Source organism: Streptomyces sp. NPDC047079 (assembly GCF_040643755.1).
Taxonomy (GTDB): domain Bacteria; phylum Actinomycetota; class Actinomycetes; order Streptomycetales; family Streptomycetaceae; genus Streptomyces.
This window is the reverse complement of sequence record NZ_JBEYUZ010000005.1, coordinates 249,879-267,181: the sequence shown is the minus strand read 5'-3', so window position 1 is coordinate 267,181 and position 17,303 is coordinate 249,879. Positions and strand designations below refer to the sequence as shown.

Genomic DNA, 17,303 nt, shown 5'->3' with positions numbered 1-17,303 from the left:
CGGCAGCCGCCGTCACCCCGTGCGGGACCCCTGGGGCGCCTGGCTCCCCGGGCGGGTTTCCTGGCTTTTGGGGCGGGGCTTGACGATGTCGAGCACGGACATCATGCCCCCGTCCTCGTGGTTCAGGATGTGACAGTGCAGCACGGTCCTGCCGGTGAAGTCGGTGAAGTGGACGCGCAGGACGACGACCCCGCGCGGGGGCACGTTTACGGTGTCGTACCAGCCGTGGGTGGGCGGCTGTGCCTTCCCGTTGGTGCTCATCAGCTGGATGTCGTTGGTGTGGACGTGGAAGGTGTGGGCCTCGTCCGCCTCGTTGCGGACCGTCCACTCCTCCACCGTGCCCAGGTCCGAGGTGAAGTCGGTCCGGTGGGGATCGAAGGCCCGGCCGTTGATGAAGAACTTCGTCCCCGCCTTGTTCTCCGTGTAGACGAAGGTCTTGCGGGCCGCGATCGGCGCCCTGGTCAGGTCCTCGTGGGGGGCGAAGTCGGTCGGGAGGGTGGCCGGCGCCATGGGCGTGCCGCTGGTGACGACGGTCGCGAGGTCGGCCTGGGGGAACTTGTTCCCGGCCGGGCCGCTGTCGAAGGGCAGGGTCTCCAGCCGGGCGGTGCCGGCACTGCCGCCTTGGACGAGGACGTCGAAGCGGGCGCCCGCCGGGATGAGCAGTGTGTCCTCGGCGTGGACCTTGCGCACGGGGATGCCGTCCTGGGCGATCACATGGAAGCGGGCGCCCGAAAGGTGGAGCCGGTAGTAGATGTTGGCGCCGATGTTGGCCAGTCGCCACAGCTGGATCTCGCCCGGCCGGAGCGTGATGACAGGGGTCTGCTGCCCGTTGACGGTGCGCTGGGTCGGCGCGCCGATGCTCAGAGGACGAGTCTTGATCGAGTCGCCCTGCACCTGGAAGTCCTTGAGCGCGATCGTGTGCTCGGTGATGCCGCGCAGCGACGCCGGCAGATACTGCTGAAGGCCGTCGACGATGAGGACGCCCGACTCGCCACCGGCGACCTGCGGGGCGGAGAACATGTCGGCGTGTGAGTGGTACCAGTAGGTGCCGATCGGGTGGTTGCGCGGGAGCTGGTACGAGTAGTGGTACGACTTCTTGTACTTGATGGCGATGAAGATGTCGTCCGAGGGGGAGCGCGGCGAGACATGAAGCCCGTGCGTGTGCAGATTGGTGTCCTCGTCGATGTTGTTGGTCATCGTGAGGTCGATACGGTCGCCGGGCCGTACCCGCAGGGTCGGCGGCATATACGCCCCGTTGTACGTGGTGGCGTACAGCCGGCGGTTGCCGACCCGGACCTTGCGCCGCTCCACGACGATGCGGACCTTCAGCACGCCGTCGTGGCTCACCAGCTCCGGAGGGTCCTGCAACCGGGGGCCGAGGCCCGCGGCCGCGGGGCCGTCCTCCGCCGCGGGCTCGTGCGGTCCGTCGGTCAGCCCCTTCGGGGCCCCGCTTGTGCAGCCCGCCAGCCAGGCGGAGGCGAGGGCCAGGCCGACCACCGATCGGATCAGCGGAGAACGAGTAATGGGCCCGAACACATCTCTCCCCAGATAAGCCGTGCGGCCGCGCGAGTGACGCCCGGCCGGAGGTGGCGACGGAATGTCGACGGTCCGTCAGCGGGAGCGTAGGCAAGAGAACGTCCCCCTCCGCACCGCCGACGCGCGGACGGGGGCGGCATGCACTCAAACAGCAGCAGGTCGTGCTCCGGGCGGTGAAGCGGCAGGGCGGGCGCACGGGGTCCACCGAGGCGGACTCGCGCGTCAGGACACGGGCCCGCTCAGCTGCTGACGGGCTGCAGAGGAGGACCGTCTGCGGTGCCTCCGCAGTGAAGGCGTCTGGAAGACTCGTTCGTATGCAGCCGCTTCCCGTGAACCCCGACAGTGTGAACGAACCCTTGACCCTCCTCGACGACCAAGGGACGAGCTGGGTTCTTCACCGCAAGCGGCTGGACCTGCGCGTCGTCCGCCGACTCGTCGAAGACGTCACCACGCCTGTGGTCTGGGGGGACATGGGCGGTACGAGCCCCAGGCTTACGACGGACACCGAACGTCCCATGCTCTGGGACCGGATCAAAGACGAGTACAAGGGCCCCGGCGGAACGTCGCCGACCGGCCGATACCTGGCTCACGAGTTCCGCACCGAGCCGGGACGCCGCATGCTCTACGTCGAAGACAACTGCTGAAATCCGCACGCGGGGATCAAGCCAGAACCCGTCCTCGCGAACAGACCCATGTGACAACAGAATTAGGAAGCCAGGCGACCGTACACGGGGCGGCCGGCGGCGGGGTGTGTGCCACCCCGAGGGCGGCCGAGGTCCGGCCGGGTCACGGCCGTACCCGGGTCACCGGCTCAGCGCCGCCCGTGCCGCCGCGAGAGCCTGCTCGCCGTAGCCACGGCCGAACAGCGCCGTGTGGACCAGCAGCGGGAACAGCTGGTGCAGCGGGACGCGGTCCGCCCAGCCGTCGGCCAGAGGTGCCGCCTCCTGGTAGCCGTCCAGGACCGCGTCGAGACGGGGGCACCCGAAGAGGCTGAGCATCGCCAGGTCGGTCTCCCGGTGGCCGCCGTGCGCGGCCGGGTCGATGAGCCAGACCTGTCCGTCGGCGCCCCACAGCACATTGCCGTTCCACAGGTCGCCGTGCAGCCGGGCGGGCGGCTGCGCGGGACCGGCCAGTTCGGGCAGCCGCTCGCAGACGTCTTCGACCACCGCCGCCTCGGCGGGGCGCAGGGTGCCGTCGTCGACGGCAGCCCGCAGATAGGGGAGCACCCGGTGCTCCGCGTACCAGTCCGGCCAGTCGGTGCACGGGACATTGCGCAGGGGCGCCCGACCGATGGACGCGTCCTCCGGGCCGCCGGGCGGCGGCGCGCCGAAGGCGGGCGCCCCGGCGGCGTGCAGTGCGGCGAGGTCGCGGCCGAAGCGGACCGCCGCGCCGGCGTTCGGCCGGCCGGGCGGGACACGGTCGATCACCAGCCGGTGGCGGTCGTGGCCGCGCACAGCGGGAACACGGACCGTACCGGCGTCCGCGAGCCAGCGCAGCCCCGCCGCCTCGGCCCGCAGCGCGCCGGGGGCGTCGCCGCGCTTGACCATCACGACCAGGCCCCCGCCGAGAGTGACCTCGGTGAGCGACCCGGACACCGCGCGTTCACCCGTCACCGGGCGCCCGGTGAAACGGGCGGCGGCGGCACCCTCCGTGGTCAGCACGCCTCGCCTCCCTCAGCGATGCCCGGTGGTCAGCGCGCTCGCCTCTCTCGGCGATGCCCCTCGGTCCCGGACGCTACCGTACGCCCCGGCCCGCGCGCCGGTTCCGACCGCAAGGTGACCGGCGCCCCCGGGCGGAACCGGGACGGAAGAGGGGAGTGGGCACGGACGAGCGGGGAACTCGTCAGCAGTGTGCGAGAGAGGGTTCTGCTGACCGGGTGGTTCAGCTTCCTGGACGGTGAGGCCACCGCAGGGGACGTACTGGCCCTGCGGCGGGTGGAGGATGTGCTGCGCCAGGAGGGCATCGACTACGACGTGGCCTGGAGCGCGGGCTTCAGGCCTTCGGCGCTGCACCTGGACGATGTGCGGCCGCTCGCGTACACCCATCTGGTCTTCGTCTGCGGCCCGTTGCACGGATCCCAAGTGAAGGAGCTGCACCGGCGGTTCGCGCACTGCGTACGGATCGCCGTCGGGACCTCCGTGCTCGACGTCCAGGACCCGGCGGTCACCGGGTTCCACCGGGTGCTGCCGAGGGACGCCCCGGCCGCCGAGCCGGAGCCCGACCTCGCCGCCCACGCCCCCGCCGAACCCGCGACGCCCGTCGTCGGGGTGATCCTCACGCACGGGCAGCACGAATACGGGGCGAGGCGACGGCACGGTGAAGCCGCCGAGGAGCTCACGCGGTGGCTGAAGGAGAAGGACTGCGCCCGCCTAGAGCTGGAGACCCGGCTCGACAGCCGCGACTGGCGGCTGTGCGCCACCCCCGGCCAGGTGCAGTCCGTGCTGGCGCGGATGGATCTCGTGGTCACCGATCGGCTGCACGGACTGGTGCTCGCCCTGCGCGGCGGGGTGCCCGCCCTGGCCGTGGACCCGGTGGCGGGCGGCGCGAAGCTCACCGCCCAGGCCGACGCCTGCGGCTGGCCCGCTCTGGTGCCGGTCGACCGTCTCAGTACCCGGCGGCTGGATCACTGGTGGCAGTGGTGCCTGACCTCCGGCCGGGTGGCGGCCCGGCAGGTGCGCCGTGAATTCCTGGAGGAACCGGATGCGGACAGCGCCGCCGGGCTGGTCGCGGCCCTGTCCGAGCCGCTGGAGACGGTCGGGACCGGAAGTCCCCCGGTGGACCGGGGGACGGCGCCGTCCCCCGGCCGGACCCGCTGACGCGGTCCGGCGCAGTGCTGCCCGATGCGGCCGCTGCCCGGAGCCGGCGCGGCGGCGCCGTGGCCCGGTGAACGGCCCATGTGGCGCAGGCGCATCACCCGGCGGAGCATGAGAGGGGACCGGTGGGGCACTCGAGCCGCTGTCGTCACGGCAGCGGCGGCCGGGCGGTCCCACGCGGGACCCTCGGCGTCCTTCGGGGAGCCCGGCGGGGCACCGGGTCCGGCGCCGTGTGCAGGCATCCTCATGGTCGGAAGGAAGAACGCAACGCATGACGCCGACGACGTTCTCCGCGACATCCAGGACCCGGCCCGACTGGGGCCGTACCCGGGTGACCGGAGAACAGGTCCACGGCGACCCGCGGGCCCTCGCCGACGCGAGGCCAGGCAGCTGTGGTCCAGTGGGGGAGCGGTCGCGGTGACGGGACTGGTCGCGGTGTCCGAGGCCTTGGGCGGCGTCCTCCCGGACGGTCCGGCCGTCGGCGCCATGCTGATGGCCGGGGAGCCGCAGGGCGGGGCCACCGGTGACCGCCGCCGCACCACTCCGGTGACGCACTCCGCCCTCCCGGAGGAGCCCCTGCCCGGCCCCGGCGACTGCGGCACTCCCACACCCGGCGGACGTTCCTGCCGGGTCACCGTGGCGATGATCACCCGCAATCGCTACCGGAGCGTACTGCGCACCCTGGACCGGCTGGCCGACCTGCCCGACCGGCCCCCGGTGATCGTCGTGGACAACGGCTCCTCCGAGGTGACGGTGGCCGCGGTGCGCGCCCATCCGCTGGGCCCTCGCGTCCTGGCTCTCGGACGGAACCTGGGCGCTGTCGGGCGCAACCTCGCGGTGCAACACGCCACCACCCCGTACGTCGCCTTCAGCGACGACGACTCCTGGTGGGCCCCGGGTGCCCTGGAGACCGCCGCGGACCTCTTCGACGCGTACCCGAGGCTGGGCCTGCTCGCGGCGCGCACCCTCGTCGGCCCGGACGGTGCCGAGGACCCGCTGAACGCCGTACTCGCGAACTCGCCGCTGCCACCCGCAGCAGACCTGCCCGGCCGCCCCGTGCTGGGCTTCCTCGCCTGCGCGGCGGTGGTGCGCCGCGGTGCCTTCCTGGACGCCGGCGGCTATCACCGGGTGCTGTTCTTCGGCGGCGAGGAGACACTGCTCGCCTACGACCTGGCGGCCCGTGGCTGGGGGGTCACCCATGTGCCCTCGGTGACGGCCCATCACCACCCCGAGCCCGGTGGGCGGCCCGGCCGCTCGGCGGTCCAGCGACGCAACGCGTTGCTCACCGCGTGGATGCGGCGGCCCCTCACGCTGGCCCTGCGCCGCACCGCCGCCCTGGCCGCGGCGGCGGCCCGGGGCGAGCGCGACGCCGGGGCGGCCCTGCGCGGTGCGCTCGCGCGGCTTCCCGCTGCCGTCAAGCACCGCGAAGCGCTGCCCGAACGCGTGGAGCACGCGGCCCGTCTGCTTGACCGGGCGGCACCATGACCGCCGACGACAACGGCGAGCGAGGAGGAGCGGAGCGCACATGACCGACGACGCCACCCACCGACGCGCCACGCCTGCCCACGAGGACCGCGCGCGGACCGGCCGTGCGCGGGGAGCCCGGACCGGTCCCGGCGACGGACGCGCGGATCCCCGCACGACCGTCGTGGTGATCACCCGCGACCGCTGCCCCGAACTGCTGCGTACCCTGCGCACCCTCCGGGAGCTCCCGGAGCGCCCCGACGTCATCGTGACGGACAACGGGTCGGGCGACGGCACCCCGGAGGCCGTCACCCGGCAGTTTCCCGAGGTGCGGCTGCTACGGCCCGGACGGAACCTGGGGGCCGTCGGCCGCAACCTCGCGGTGCGGTACGTGCGGACGCCCTATGTGGCGTTCTGCGACGACGACACCTGGTGGGAGCCCGGCTCGTTGGGGCGGGCGGCGGACCTCCTCGACGCCCACCCGGGCCTCGCCGCCGTGACGGCTCGTATCGTGGTCGAGCCGTCGGGGGAGGAGGACCCCGTCGTCGCGGAACTCCGTGGCTCCCCCCTCACCGGTCCCGACTGGCTGCCCGGCCCCGCCCTGGGATCGTTCCTCGCCGCCGCGACGGTGATGCGCACCAGCGCCTTCCGGTCCGTCGGGGGCTTCCATCCCGGGCTGTGGCTGGGCGGCGAGGAGGAACTCCTCGCGACCGACCTCCTCCGCCGGGGTCACTGGCTGAGCTACGTACCCGAACTGACCATCCATCACGCGGCGTCCCCGGTCCGGGACAGCACCGAACGACGCGTCCTCGGCCTGCGCAACACGCTCTGGTTCACATGGCTGCGCCGTCCCTGGCCGTCCGCGGCGCGCCGTACCTGGTATCTGGCACGCACCGTGCCCCGGGACCGCGCGTCGGTACGCGCGTTCGGACGAGCGCTGGCGGGGCTTCCCTGGGTGCTCCGGCAGCGTGATCCGGTGCCGGCCGAGCTCGAGGCCCGGCTGGTGGCCCTGGAGCGGGCGCGGCGCCACTCCCCGGCCCGCAGGTACGTCGGCTGACGACCCGTCGACGGTCTGTCCGGGGCGGGATGGGGGCGGAGACGTGCCGAGCGGCGCGACGGCCGGGGAACCGCTCCCCGGCCGCCGCTTCTTCCCGCACCCTCGGGTCACTCGTTCTGGAAGACGGCCTTGCTCACTTCGGCCGGATTCTGGAACTTCTTCTTGCCGAGGTGTGAGATGCGCTCGGTGATCTCCTTGGGCGCATGGTTGTTCTGCGCGACCTTCGTCAGTTGCTGTGTGTCGGCCGGGTACTCCGCGCCCGACAGTGCTTTTTGAAGGTCGGTGGGGCTGACATCCGCCATGGCTCCTCCAGGGCGGTGAGATGGGTCGGTGTTCCGGTTGAGTCGGCGCCGCAGAAGCGCCGGGGGGCGAGTACCCGCCCCCCGGCGGGACGATGCGGAATGGGTCAGTCCTTCTTTCCGCGGCCGGTGAGCGCGTCGCGGACCCGGTCGACGAGGCCGGCGCCGGGCGCGAGCAGCTTGTTGGCCGGAGGAGTGTCGGGCGCGGACGGGTGCGGGCGGGTCGGAGCCGTCTTCTTGGCCCGCCGGACCTTCTCCCCCAGATCGTCCAGCGCCTCCGCGGAAGCCACCTGCTGGAGCTTGGGGAAGAGGTTCTCCTCCTCGTCGGCCACATGCGCCCGGATCTCGGTCATGAGCATGCCGATGAGACGGTCGAATTCGGGATCGTCGGCCTCCTGGCCCTCCAGGTCCTTCATGATCCGCTCGGCCCTGGAGTGGTCCTCGATCTCCTTGTCGGCGATGGCGTCCCCGTCGGTCAGGTACTTGCGCACGGCCGGGTAGAGATAGGCCTCCTCCGCCACCGAGTGGCGCACCAGCTCCATGGTGACCTGGTCCGCGTAGACCTTGCGGTCCTTGTCCCCGGGCGGCAGAGCCTCGATGCGACCGAAGAGCTCCTCCACCTCCCGGTGGTCCGTCACCAGCTCGTTGATGACGTTTCCTCCGTGTCCCATGTTCTGCACCTCCGCTGCGATACGACGGCCCTACGACGGGGCCCGGACGCCGGGTGCCCCGGCCGGCGTCCGCCTAACGGATCCTCTCGTCAAGGCCCCCGTACGGCCGATGCCCGGGGCCCGAGGTGTGGTGCGGCCCCGCAGGCTCAGGAGTCACGCCGGTCCTCCGCGCGCGCGGCGGCGGGACGGCGCTGGAAGAGGCCGTACAGCCACAGCAGTGACGGGATCAGCAGCACCGCGCCGACCGCGAGTGCAGCGAGGCTGGTGCCGAGCACGGAGGGCTCGGAGGCGCTGGCGCCGACGGTGACCGACGGGGGCAGCATGAACGGGTACTGGGCGGCTCCCCAGCTCCACAGAACGGCGGCGACGGCAGTCGCCGCCGTGACCCGCACGTAGGTCACCTCGGCACGCAGCAGCAGCCCCAGACTCACCGCGCCCAGCACGGCGGACACCAGGACCAGGGGCAGCGCCCGGTGGGTGAGACCGTGGAACAGCTGCGGGGCGTCCGCGTGCAGGACCGCGATGCCGGCCAGCGCCACGACCCCGGTCACCACCCCCGTGATCAGGGCCCGGTGCCGGAAATAGGCCGACAGCCGCGCGTCGCCGGACCGGGCGGCGTCCCCGCTCAGATACACGGCCGCAAGATAGGCGCAGGTGAGGACCGCCAGTACGCCACCGAGCGCGGACGTCGGATTGAGCCAGCTGGTGATCAGGTTCCCCTTCGCCAGGCCCGGTGGTACACGCCCGGAGGCCACGGCTCCGGCGACCGAGCCGAGGAAGTAGGGCGTGACGACCGAGGAGAGCGCGAAGCAGCCGCCGAACAGCCGCTGCTGCCACACCTCCGTGCTGGCCTTGCGGAAGGCGAACGCGGCGCCGCGCGCGATGATCCCGATGGCGGTCAGGGTCAGCGGGATGTACAGCGTGGACATCACGGCGGCGAACACCGGGGAGAAGCCCGTCCACAGCAGGACCACGACGAAGATCAGCCATACGTGGTTGGCCTCCCAGACCGGGCCGATGCTGTGCTCGATGAGGCGACGCGGCGCTCTGCCGCGCGCGATCCCGCCGGCGAGAAGATCCCACAGGCCCGCCCCGAAGTCGGCACCGGCGAAGAGGGCGTAGCAGGTCAGGCCGACCCACATGACGGCCAGCGTCGTGTCGGCGAGCATCAGCGTCCTCCTGTCTCGGTGCGGGCGGATCCGGGGGTGCGGGTGGATCCGGCGGTGTGGAGGGACCCGATGGGTGACCGGTCGGACGACTCAGACAACGGGGTACTCCTCCACGTCGCTCTCCTGGGGCGCGACAGGGACGGGCCGGTCCCGCGTCAGACGGCGCAGCACGTACACCGTGCCGACGGTCATCAGCACATAGACGGCGACCACCAGCCACAGCCCGGCCATCAGTCCCGGGGCGACGTTCACGGCGTCGTGAACGCGCAGCAGGCCCCACACCACCCACGGCTGCCGCCCCTCCTCGGTCACCGTCCAGCCACACTCGAGGGCCACGACCGCCGCGGGACCGGTAAGGGCCCCCAGCGCCAGGAACACCCGCAGCGGGCGGCCCGCGCCCACCAGCCAGGGACCGCGACGGCGCCTGTGGCGCAGCGCGAGCAGGAGCAGCCACAGACCGACCACGAGCAGGAACATGCCGCAGCCGACCATCAGGTCGAAGGCGAGGTGAACCCCCGTGACCGGGGGCCGGTCGGCGGGCGGCACCTGCTCGAGTCCCTTCACCACCGTGTCCGGGCTGAAGCCGACAAGCAGGGACAGCCCGTTGGGAATCTCCAGCCCGTACTGCAGGCCGTCCGGGCCGGCGATGCCGCCCAGAGTCAGCGGAACGTGGCTCCCGGTGCGGTAGACCCCCTCCATCGCGGCGAGCTTCACCGGCTGGTACTGGGCCACGAAGCGGGCGGCCCAGTCGCCGACGATCAGCTGGGCGGGAGTGACGAGCGCGCCCAGGGCCAGGGGAACGGTGAAACCCACGCGGTGGTAGCGGTCCCGGCGGCCACGCAGCAGCGCGACCGCGTACACGCTGCACGTCAGGAAGGACGCCACCATCAGGGCCGCGAGGATCATGTGCGTGGTCTGCGGCGGAGTCGCCGGGTTGAACATGGCCGCCCACGGGTCGACCTGGACGACCTTGCCGTCGCGCAGGGTGAAGCCGCGGGGCTGGTTCATCCAGGCGTTGGCGGACACGACGAAGAAGGCCGACGCCACTCCGGCGACGACGATCGGCACTCCCGTGAGCAGATGCAGGCGGTGCGGCAGCCGGTCCCATGCGTACAGGTAGATGCCCAGGAAGATCGCCTCGATGAAGAAGGCGATGCCTTCCATGGCGAACGGCAGCCCGACGACCTGACCGTAGATACCCATCAGACCCGGCCACAGCAGGCCGAGCTCGAAGCTGAGGATCGTGCCCGAGACCGCGCCGACCGCGAAGAGCACCCCCATGGCCCGGGCCCACCGCCGCGCCAGCAGCTGGTACGAGGGGTCCTGGGTACGTCCGCCCCACCACTCCATCAGCAGGGTCAGCAGGGGCAGTCCGACGCCGAGACAGGCCAGCACGATGTGCCAGGCCAGGGAGAAGCCCATCTGGGCCCGTGCGGCGTCCAGGTTGCCCGGGCTGACGGCGGCGGCGCTCAGTGCTCGCGGCAGCACGGTGACCGGTTCCATCGGACACTTCCTCTCTCCCGCGCGGCGCCACCGACGGCCGCCCTGACACCGTTGCCCGTCGCGCGGTCCGAAGCGGGCGCGCCGCGCGTGACCTGTCGGTTTTCCCCGCAAACGGAGCATCGCCGAAGGCGGCCGGCCCGCCGCAGCCCATGGCGCACGGCGAACGAAAGCGGCCCGGGGGCGGATGGGGCGCAGGTGGCGCGGGTACTCGACGGGCCCGCATCCACCCACGGACACGCCGTGGAGAAAGGGGTGAGGCGGGATGGGCGATGTACGGAGCGTCGGCGCGGACGCCGCGCGCCAGGCCGGCCGGATCCGGACGGACCTGCTGGGCATCTATCTCAACGACCATCTGGCGGGCTCCACCGTCGGGTCCCGCCGTGCCGCGTACCTGGCCAGGTCGCTGCGCGGCTCCCCGCTCGGTGCGCCTCTGCAACCGATCGCGGCCGAGATCGCGGAGGACCGCGAGGCCCTGCTCCGGCTGATGAGGAGGCTCGGGGTTCCGGCGCGCCGCTACAAAACCTGGGCGGCGGGTGCGCTCGAGCTGGCGGGGCGTCTGAAGCCCAACGGCCGTCTCGTCGGCCGCTCACCGCTCACCACGCTGGTCGAGCTGGAGCTGCTCCGGCTCGGGGTGGAGGGCAAGGCCGCCGGATGGCGGACGCTGCGCCTGGTCGCGGACAGTGACGCACGCCTGGACCCCGAGCAGCTCGACCAACTGATCGAACGAGCCGTGAGACAGCTGCGGACGCTGGAGGATCTGCGCCTGCGGCAGTCGCGGGAGACATTCCTGGCCGGCTGACCACGTCCCGGGCTGACCACGTCCCGGGCTGACCACGTCCCGGGCTGACCACGTTCCGGAGGAGGCACCGATGAGCGAGAGCACACCTTCCCAGGCGGAGGGCGAGCGGTTCCCGGACGAGATGGGCGAAGCCGACCAGCCCCCGCGCACCACGCCTTCGCAGGCCGAGGGCGAGGCGGACGAGGCCGGTCAGGAGGACGTCGGTACCGCCGCGGACGATGCCGGGGGCTGAGAGGGCCACCACCGGTGTTCCCGATGTTTCCGCTGTTCCCGATGTCTCCGGGGTTCCAGCGGCGGGTCCCGGGTACTCGCCCTCGCGCAGGACAAGGAAGGCACACGTGAGGAAATGCCGCGATGACTGTTCCCGAGGAGAACCGGCCGAAGACGGACACAACCGACGAGGTGGTCTCGAAGCGGGGGGACGACCAGGACGAGAAGTCCCGCACCACCCCTGGGCCCTCGGGCCGCACCATCCGTGAGGCCATGGACGAGGCGGGAATCAAGCGAGAGGACTTCGAGGACCGGTAGGGAGACCCCTCATGGCACACACCAGCGTCCCGGAGGTGCTGGACGCGATCAAGGACGTCGACTTCCCGGCCGGCAAGGACGAGCTGCTGACGGCAGCCCGCTCGGCAGGCGCCTCCGACGAGGTGATCAAGGCACTGCGCGGCATTCCGCCCGAGCAGTACACCAGCCGGGAGGACGTGGCACGGTCGGTCCGGGTGGACCCGGACTCCGACCTCGGACACACCGCCGGCCAGCGGGCCGAGCAGGCACGCGAGGGCGGCAAGCCAGGGCTCTCGCAGCACCTGCGTGACACCCCCAAGCCACCGATCCAGGAGGAACTGGAGGGCTGACCCACGGCGGTCGGCCGCCCCTTGTGAGCAAGTGCACAAGCAGTGGCAAGTCCCCGACACTGTCGGGGACTTGCCACTCTTCGTGCGCCCCGGCCGAGACCACTCGGTGGACGACTCGGTGGTCCGTTCCCCACGATGAACAGGTCGTATTCGGCGGGGCCTCCGCGAGGGGCGCAGAGCCGAGTACGGCACACCGCAAGATCTGGTGGAGCGACCGCGCAGCGCAGCCCGGTTTCCCGAGCTCTCGCCGATTCCTTCTCTGTAAGTCCCCCGGGACCGTAACCGAGTCGTCACTGTGCCTTCTTCCCCTGCCGTTTCCATACCCCGCCCTGCCTCCCTTCCGCCGTCTTCCGTCCCGGAGTCCGCTCCCGTACCGCCGCCGACCGAGTCCGCCTCGCCGTGGCGTTCCCTGCGGTACCGCAGCATGCGCTGGTGGTCCCTCGCGAACTTCGTGTCCAACTCCGGCACGTGGATGCAGCTCACCGTGCAGAACCTGCTGGTGCTGAAGATCACCGGCTCCGCCGCCGCCACGGGACTGTCCATCTCCGTGCAGGCCGCTCCCGCCCTGCTGGTGAGCCTTCTGGGCGGTGCCGCCGTCGACCGTCTGCCCCGGAAGCTCACGGCCGCGGTCAGCCAGGCGCTGCTCGGAGTCGTCGCCTTCGTGACGGCCCTGCTGGTCGCCTTCGGGCGGCTCGACCTTCCGGTGCTGCTGGCGCTGGCCGCCGTCACCGGTCTCGTCGCCACCGTCGACGCTCCCGCGTGCGCCCTGCTGGGCAACGACCTCGTCCGGGCCGAGGACGTCCCCTCCGCCATCGGGGTGGGCTCACTCGTGCACAGTGCGGGCCGGCTGGCCGGCACCGCGCTCGCCGGTGTGGCGGTCGGGTTCTTCGGCACGGCCGCCGCCTATGCCGCCAACGGGGTGTCCTTCCTGTTCGTGGCGTCGGTCATCCCGTTCCTCCGTCCGGCCCCCGGTGCCGGACCACGCGAGAAGCCGGGCGCACCCGCGATCCCCGCGCAGCGCAGCACCCGGGCCCCCGCCGAGGACATGACCGTCCGCGAGGGACTGGCCTTCTTCGTGCGCCGGCCCCGGCTCGTCGCCCTCGCCGGTATCACCGGTCTCAGCGCGGTCTTCGGACGGAACTACGGCCTGACCCTCGCCGTGCTCGTGACCGGGCCGCTCGCCGGTGGTGCCGGAGCGTTCGGCACGGTGTCCACCGTCCTCGCCGTCGGAGGCATCATCGGCGCGGTCCTCGGCGCCCGGCTGCGCCGGCCGTCCGTGCGCCTCGTGTGCACCCTGGCCGCCGTCGGCGGTCTGCTCCAGGCCGTTGCCGGGGTGTCGCCGTCGCTCGCCGTCCTGCTGGTGCTGGTCCTGCCCATGGCCGTGGTGGAGACCGTCTCCGACACCGCCGGGACGACCGTGCTTCAGACCGACCCGCCCGCCCATCTGCGCGGACGTGTGCTCGGCGTATGGGGCACCATCCGCACGGCCTGGGGCCTGGCCGGCCCGCCCGCCCTCGGCCTTCTGATGCAGCTGGCCGGAGCGCGCGGCGCCCTCGTGGCCGGCGGGCTGATCATCGCCGGTTCCGTCGCAGCGGGCTTCGCGCTGCGGGGCCGCCGAAGCGCACGGCCGGTGCTCCTGCGCACCGGGCCGCGCGACGCCGTCCCGGCGCGGCCGGCACTGAGCCAGGCCGCCTGACGGGACTGGGCCAGACCGCCTGACCGGGATGGACCGGGGCGGCTGCCGTCCGCCCCGGCCGCCGAGGCGCGGCGTCGGCCCCCCGCCCCTTCCGGCCCCGGCACGGGCTGGGACCGCGGGACTCGGAGCGGTGCGGCGAGTGCTGTCAGCCGGGGGTGCGCAGGCCCGGTGTGAGGGCGGCGCCCGAGCCGGACGCGGACTCCTCGCGCCGGGTGCCCGCGACCGGTCCCCGCTGAGGCTCCAGCAGCCCGCGGACCGCCTCGACGACCTCGCCGACCGTGATCCTCAGCAGCCGGTGGTCCGGCACCCGCCCGTGCGCGTCCCCCGGGCGGGGCGAGTCGTCGCCCGCGGGATGCCACAGCACCCGGTGCCGGGCGTCCGCCGGAGGCCCCCACAGCCGAGGGGCGACCGGGCCGAACAGCACCACCGACGCGGTGCCGAGCGCCGTGGCCAGATGAGCGAGTCCGGTGTCCCCGACCAGCACACAGCGGGCCCCCGCGACGAGCGCGGCCAGCCGGTCGAACGGCACGTCGCCCGCGCCGCCCAGCACCGCGGCCGATGGCAGTCCGGCCTCCGCCGCCACGAACCGCGCGAGCTCACCCTCCCCGGCGCCCGCGGTCACGACCACCTCGTGGCCCCACCGGCGCACCTCCCTCGCCACGGCCGCGAACCGCTCCTTCGGCCAACACCGGGCGGCGGCGTCGGCGCCCGGGTGCACCACGACGGCGCCCGGCGCGGGGGAGGGGACCGCGGGCACCGGAATCCTCAGCTCTTCCGGGTCGGCCGGGATGCCGTACCAGCCCAGCAGCCGGCACCACCGTTCCCGTTCGTGCTCGTCCTCCCGCCACTCTGGACCGGGGACGCCGGGCGTCGCCGGATGCGCGTAGGCGAGGAGCCGCCCGGGCCGCAGCCGCTGGAGCAGCAGATGGCTCGGCGGTCCGTTCCCGTGCAGGTCCACGGCGAGGTCGGGGGGCGGCCCGGCCCACTCCAGGCCGGCGGGCACCGCCCGGCCGGCCGCCGACGCCGGCAGGAGCCGGTCCACCAGGCCGGTCGCGGCGGCCGCCTCGGACAGCCGCTCGGGTGCGGCGAGCACGATCTCGTGCCGGGGCAGATGCCGCCGGAGTGCCCGCAGCGCGGGCACCACGGTCAGCAGATCCCCGAGCCCGAGCGCGCGCAGCACCAGCGCCCGGGGCCGGACAGGTCGCGTCGGTGCTTCTTGCCGAGGCGTTGCGTCCACGGATGCCTCTCCGGATCTGCGGGCGGGTGGAAGTGAGGTCTCGGGCCGCTTCGGGCCTACGACGGCCCCGGGGAACCCGGGGGTACGGCCGCCTGCGCCGCGCGCAGTGCCAGACGGGTGGTGGAGCGACCGTCGAGATAGGGCAGTACGACCGCCTGCCCGCCCCAGGCCCGCAGGGCCTCGGCCTCGGGGAGCTCCTGTACCGAGTAGTCGCCGCCCTTGACCCATACATCGGGCCGCAGCCGCCCCAGCAGCGACTCGGGCGTGTCCTCCTCGAAGACGGCGACGGCGTCGACGCTGCCGAGCGCCTCCAGGACCCGGACACGGTCCGCCACCGGGTTGATCGGGCGCCCCGGGCCCTTGAGACGGGCGAGGGACGTGTCGGAGTTCAGGCAGACGATGAGGCAGTCGCCGATGCGTCGCGCGCTCTCGAGCAGGCCGACGTGCCCGGCGTGCAGCAGGTCGAAGCAGCCGCCGGTGGCCACGACCGTGCCTCCACGGGCGCGTACACGCTCCGCGAGAGCGAACGCGTCGGTCCGTGGCACGTCCACGGGCGGCGCGGGCGCCGTCCGCCACAGCGCCGGGTTCCCGGCACCGCCCGCCGCCACGAACGCGGCGGCCTCGGCGACGCCCAGCTGCACCGCCTCCTCCGGCAGCGCCCCGTCGGCCAGCGCGGCCGCCGTCGTAGCGGCGAAGCAGTCGCCCGCGCCGCACGGATCCCCCTGGGCCCGGTAGGGAGCCGGGACCAGCATCGGCGTGCCGGCGCCCGGCCTGGCCAGCAGGGCACCGCGGTCCCCCAGCGTCACCGCGACGCCGACCGCCTGCCAGCGCTCCGCGAGTTCCACCCCCCGCTCGGCGTAGGCCCGCAGCGATTCGCCCTCGCCCGGGCACAGGGCGCGTGCCTCGGCCGCGTTCGGCGTGACCAGCCGGGCTCCCGACACGGGCACTTCGCCCCTCGGGTGGGGATCCCACACCAGGGGCGTGCGGGCGGCCACGACCGTCAGATGCTCCCGGACCGCGCTCGCCGTGCGGCGCCCGTAGTCGGCGACGAGCACGGCATGGGCTCCCGCGAGCGCGTCCCGTACCGCGCCGTCCGGTTCGCCGGGCGTGCCGCCGCCCCGGTCGATCCGGACCAGGGGTCGACCACTCGCCAGCACCCGGGTCTTCACCGGCAGACTGCCCCTGAGGGGTATCTCCACCAGCCGGACCCGGCCGCGCAGCGCACGGCGTACGGCCTCACTGGCGGAGTCGTCGCCGAGCGCGCTGACCAGGATCACCTCCCGGCCGCCCCGGGCCGCCAGCGCGGCGGCCAGCCCCGCTCCGCCGGGATGGCGCCGGTCCTCGGTGACGTCGACCACGGGGGCGGGGGCCTCGGGGGACAGCCGGGTGGCGACGCCCTCGATGTCCTCGTCGAGCAGCACGTCCCCTACGACCACGAGCGGACCCGGCCCCTTCACGACGCCCTCCGGTGGGCTCCCACCGGGCGGGGCGCCGTCTGGTGCCCCGTGCTGCCCGCGGGCCCGGCGAGTGCCGCGTCGAAGCCCTCGCAGAGCAGATGCACGGCGACGAGGTGGGCCTCCTGGACGGTCGCGGTGGTCTCGGCGTCGATGCACAGCGCCTCGTCCGCCGCCTCCGTCAGCGGATTCGGGCCCGGCCCGGTCAGTGCCCAGACGCGCAGCCCGCCCGACCGGCCCGCCATGGCCGCGGTGATCAGATTGGTGCTGCGGCCGGAGGTGGACAGGAGCACGAGTACATCCCCGGGCCGGCCGTGCGCCGTCACCTGACGTGCGTACACGTGGTCGAAGCCGTAGTCGTTGGCGATGGCGGTCACGCTGGAGGTCTCCGCGTGCAGGGAGATCGCCGAGAAGGCCGGCCGCTCCCTGCGGTACCGGCCCACGAGTTCGGCGGTCAGGTGCTGGGCCTGGGCGGCGCTGCCGCCGTTGCCCGCCGCCAGCAGCCGGCCGCCGGCGGGGAGGACGGCCGCGAGCCGCGCACCCCAGTCCGCGATCCGGTGCAGGTGGTCCCGGCGCAGCCGGACGAGCGCCCGCTCCAGTGACCGGCAGTGCAGATATGCGGCATCGAGTGCAGGGGATTCCGTGGGTTCCGTCATGTTGCTCGGGCGTACCGCGTCGCGGGCGACGGCGGCCGGACCCGCACCTCCTTCGGACGTCGGTGCTCCGCGGTCGGTCGGGAACGCTGTCG

The 17,303-nt window shown here is 73.3% G+C and carries 18 protein-coding genes; 9 read left to right on the top strand and 9 right to left on the bottom strand.

Annotated features, from left to right (window positions below; all coding sequences use genetic code 11):
* Positions 1-12: 12 nt before the first annotated feature.
* Positions 13-1,497 carry a multicopper oxidase family protein gene (locus ABZ823_RS10405; protein WP_361656547.1) on the bottom strand — a complete coding sequence of 495 codons (1,485 nt, stop codon included), beginning with the start codon at positions 1,495-1,497 and terminating at the stop codon, positions 13-15.
* A 353-nt stretch (positions 1,498-1,850) separates the two neighbouring features.
* Here ABZ823_RS10405 and ABZ823_RS10400 point away from each other — a divergent pair, with 353 nt between their 5' ends.
* Positions 1,851-2,180, top strand: coding sequence for a hypothetical protein (locus ABZ823_RS10400; RefSeq protein ID WP_361656544.1), 330 nt, complete (start codon positions 1,851-1,853; stop codon positions 2,178-2,180).
* A gap of 159 nt (positions 2,181-2,339) precedes the next feature.
* Here ABZ823_RS10400 and ABZ823_RS10395 read toward each other — a convergent pair whose 3' ends face one another.
* Positions 2,340-3,197 (bottom strand): fructosamine kinase family protein, encoded by an 858-nt coding sequence (locus ABZ823_RS10395; RefSeq protein WP_361656541.1) that lies wholly within the window; start codon positions 3,195-3,197, stop codon positions 2,340-2,342.
* Between the two features lie 189 nt (positions 3,198-3,386).
* Here ABZ823_RS10395 and ABZ823_RS10390 point away from each other — a divergent pair, with 189 nt between their 5' ends.
* From ABZ823_RS10390 to ABZ823_RS10380, 3 genes are all read left to right on the top strand, one after another.
* Positions 3,387-4,352 carry a polysaccharide pyruvyl transferase family protein gene (locus tag ABZ823_RS10390; RefSeq protein WP_361656538.1) on the top strand — a complete coding sequence of 322 codons (966 nt, stop codon included), beginning with the start codon at positions 3,387-3,389 and terminating at the stop codon, positions 4,350-4,352.
* A 639-nt stretch (positions 4,353-4,991) separates the two neighbouring features.
* Positions 4,992-5,834 carry a glycosyltransferase gene (locus ABZ823_RS10385; protein ID WP_361656862.1) on the top strand — a complete coding sequence of 281 codons (843 nt, stop codon included), beginning with the start codon at positions 4,992-4,994 and terminating at the stop codon, positions 5,832-5,834.
* A gap of 40 nt (positions 5,835-5,874) precedes the next feature.
* The gene (locus ABZ823_RS10380; protein ID WP_361656535.1) at positions 5,875-6,870 is read left to right on the top strand and encodes a glycosyltransferase; all 996 of its coding nucleotides are present in this window, start codon (positions 5,875-5,877) and stop codon (positions 6,868-6,870) included.
* A gap of 107 nt (positions 6,871-6,977) precedes the next feature.
* On the opposite strand, the gene ABZ823_RS10375 is transcribed toward ABZ823_RS10380, so the two are convergent.
* The 4 genes from ABZ823_RS10375 to ABZ823_RS10360 all read right to left on the bottom strand — a co-directional run bounded on the left by ABZ823_RS10375 (position 6,978) and on the right by ABZ823_RS10360 (position 10,512).
* Positions 6,978-7,172: a DUF2795 domain-containing protein gene (locus ABZ823_RS10375; protein WP_361656532.1), complete on the bottom strand. Its 195-nt coding sequence runs from the start codon at positions 7,170-7,172 to the stop codon at positions 6,978-6,980.
* Positions 7,173-7,276: 104 nt separating this feature from the next.
* Positions 7,277-7,840 (bottom strand): hemerythrin domain-containing protein, encoded by a 564-nt coding sequence (locus ABZ823_RS10370; RefSeq protein WP_361656529.1) that lies wholly within the window; start codon positions 7,838-7,840, stop codon positions 7,277-7,279.
* Between the two features lie 146 nt (positions 7,841-7,986).
* Positions 7,987-9,009: a cytochrome d ubiquinol oxidase subunit II gene (locus ABZ823_RS10365; RefSeq protein WP_361656526.1), complete on the bottom strand. Its 1,023-nt coding sequence runs from the start codon at positions 9,007-9,009 to the stop codon at positions 7,987-7,989.
* Between the two features lie 90 nt (positions 9,010-9,099).
* Complete coding sequence (locus ABZ823_RS10360) at positions 9,100-10,512, bottom strand: cytochrome ubiquinol oxidase subunit I (protein ID WP_361656523.1); 1,413 nt, start codon at positions 10,510-10,512, stop codon at positions 9,100-9,102.
* 262 nt (positions 10,513-10,774) lie between these two features.
* On the opposite strand from ABZ823_RS10360, the gene ABZ823_RS10355 reads away from it, so the two are divergent.
* The 5 genes from ABZ823_RS10355 to ABZ823_RS10335 all read left to right on the top strand — a co-directional run bounded on the left by ABZ823_RS10355 (position 10,775) and on the right by ABZ823_RS10335 (position 13,864).
* Positions 10,775-11,311 carry a hypothetical protein gene (locus ABZ823_RS10355; RefSeq protein WP_361656520.1) on the top strand — a complete coding sequence of 179 codons (537 nt, stop codon included), beginning with the start codon at positions 10,775-10,777 and terminating at the stop codon, positions 11,309-11,311.
* 70 nt (positions 11,312-11,381) lie between these two features.
* Entirely contained in the window at positions 11,382-11,543 is a 162-nt protein-coding gene (locus tag ABZ823_RS10350; RefSeq protein WP_361656517.1) for a hypothetical protein, read from the top strand.
* Between the two features lie 122 nt (positions 11,544-11,665).
* A complete protein-coding gene (locus ABZ823_RS10345) occupies positions 11,666-11,839 on the top strand; it encodes a hypothetical protein (protein ID WP_361656514.1) in 174 nt (57 codons plus the stop codon).
* An 11-nt stretch (positions 11,840-11,850) separates the two neighbouring features.
* Positions 11,851-12,168, top strand: coding sequence for a DUF2795 domain-containing protein (locus ABZ823_RS10340; RefSeq protein WP_361656511.1), 318 nt, complete (start codon positions 11,851-11,853; stop codon positions 12,166-12,168).
* A gap of 295 nt (positions 12,169-12,463) precedes the next feature.
* The gene (locus ABZ823_RS10335; RefSeq protein ID WP_361656508.1) at positions 12,464-13,864 is read left to right on the top strand and encodes an MFS transporter; all 1,401 of its coding nucleotides are present in this window, start codon (positions 12,464-12,466) and stop codon (positions 13,862-13,864) included.
* A gap of 145 nt (positions 13,865-14,009) precedes the next feature.
* Here ABZ823_RS10335 and ABZ823_RS10330 read toward each other — a convergent pair whose 3' ends face one another.
* Genes ABZ823_RS10330 through ABZ823_RS10320 form a run of 3 tightly spaced genes read right to left on the bottom strand, consistent with a single transcriptional unit; the run spans position 14,010 to position 17,211 of the window.
* Positions 14,010-15,101, bottom strand: a complete 1,092-nt coding sequence (locus ABZ823_RS10330; protein WP_361656506.1) for a glycosyltransferase family 9 protein — start codon at positions 15,099-15,101, stop codon at positions 14,010-14,012.
* A 56-nt stretch (positions 15,102-15,157) separates the two neighbouring features.
* Complete coding sequence (gene rfaE2 / locus ABZ823_RS10325; RefSeq protein ID WP_361656503.1) at positions 15,158-16,558, bottom strand: D-glycero-beta-D-manno-heptose 1-phosphate adenylyltransferase; 1,401 nt, start codon at positions 16,556-16,558, stop codon at positions 15,158-15,160.
* Complete coding sequence (locus ABZ823_RS10320; protein ID WP_361656500.1) at positions 16,555-17,211, bottom strand: SIS domain-containing protein; 657 nt, start codon at positions 17,209-17,211, stop codon at positions 16,555-16,557. Before ABZ823_RS10320 ends, rfaE2 begins: the two co-directional genes overlap by 4 nt.
* Between the last annotated feature and the right edge of the window lie 92 nt (positions 17,212-17,303).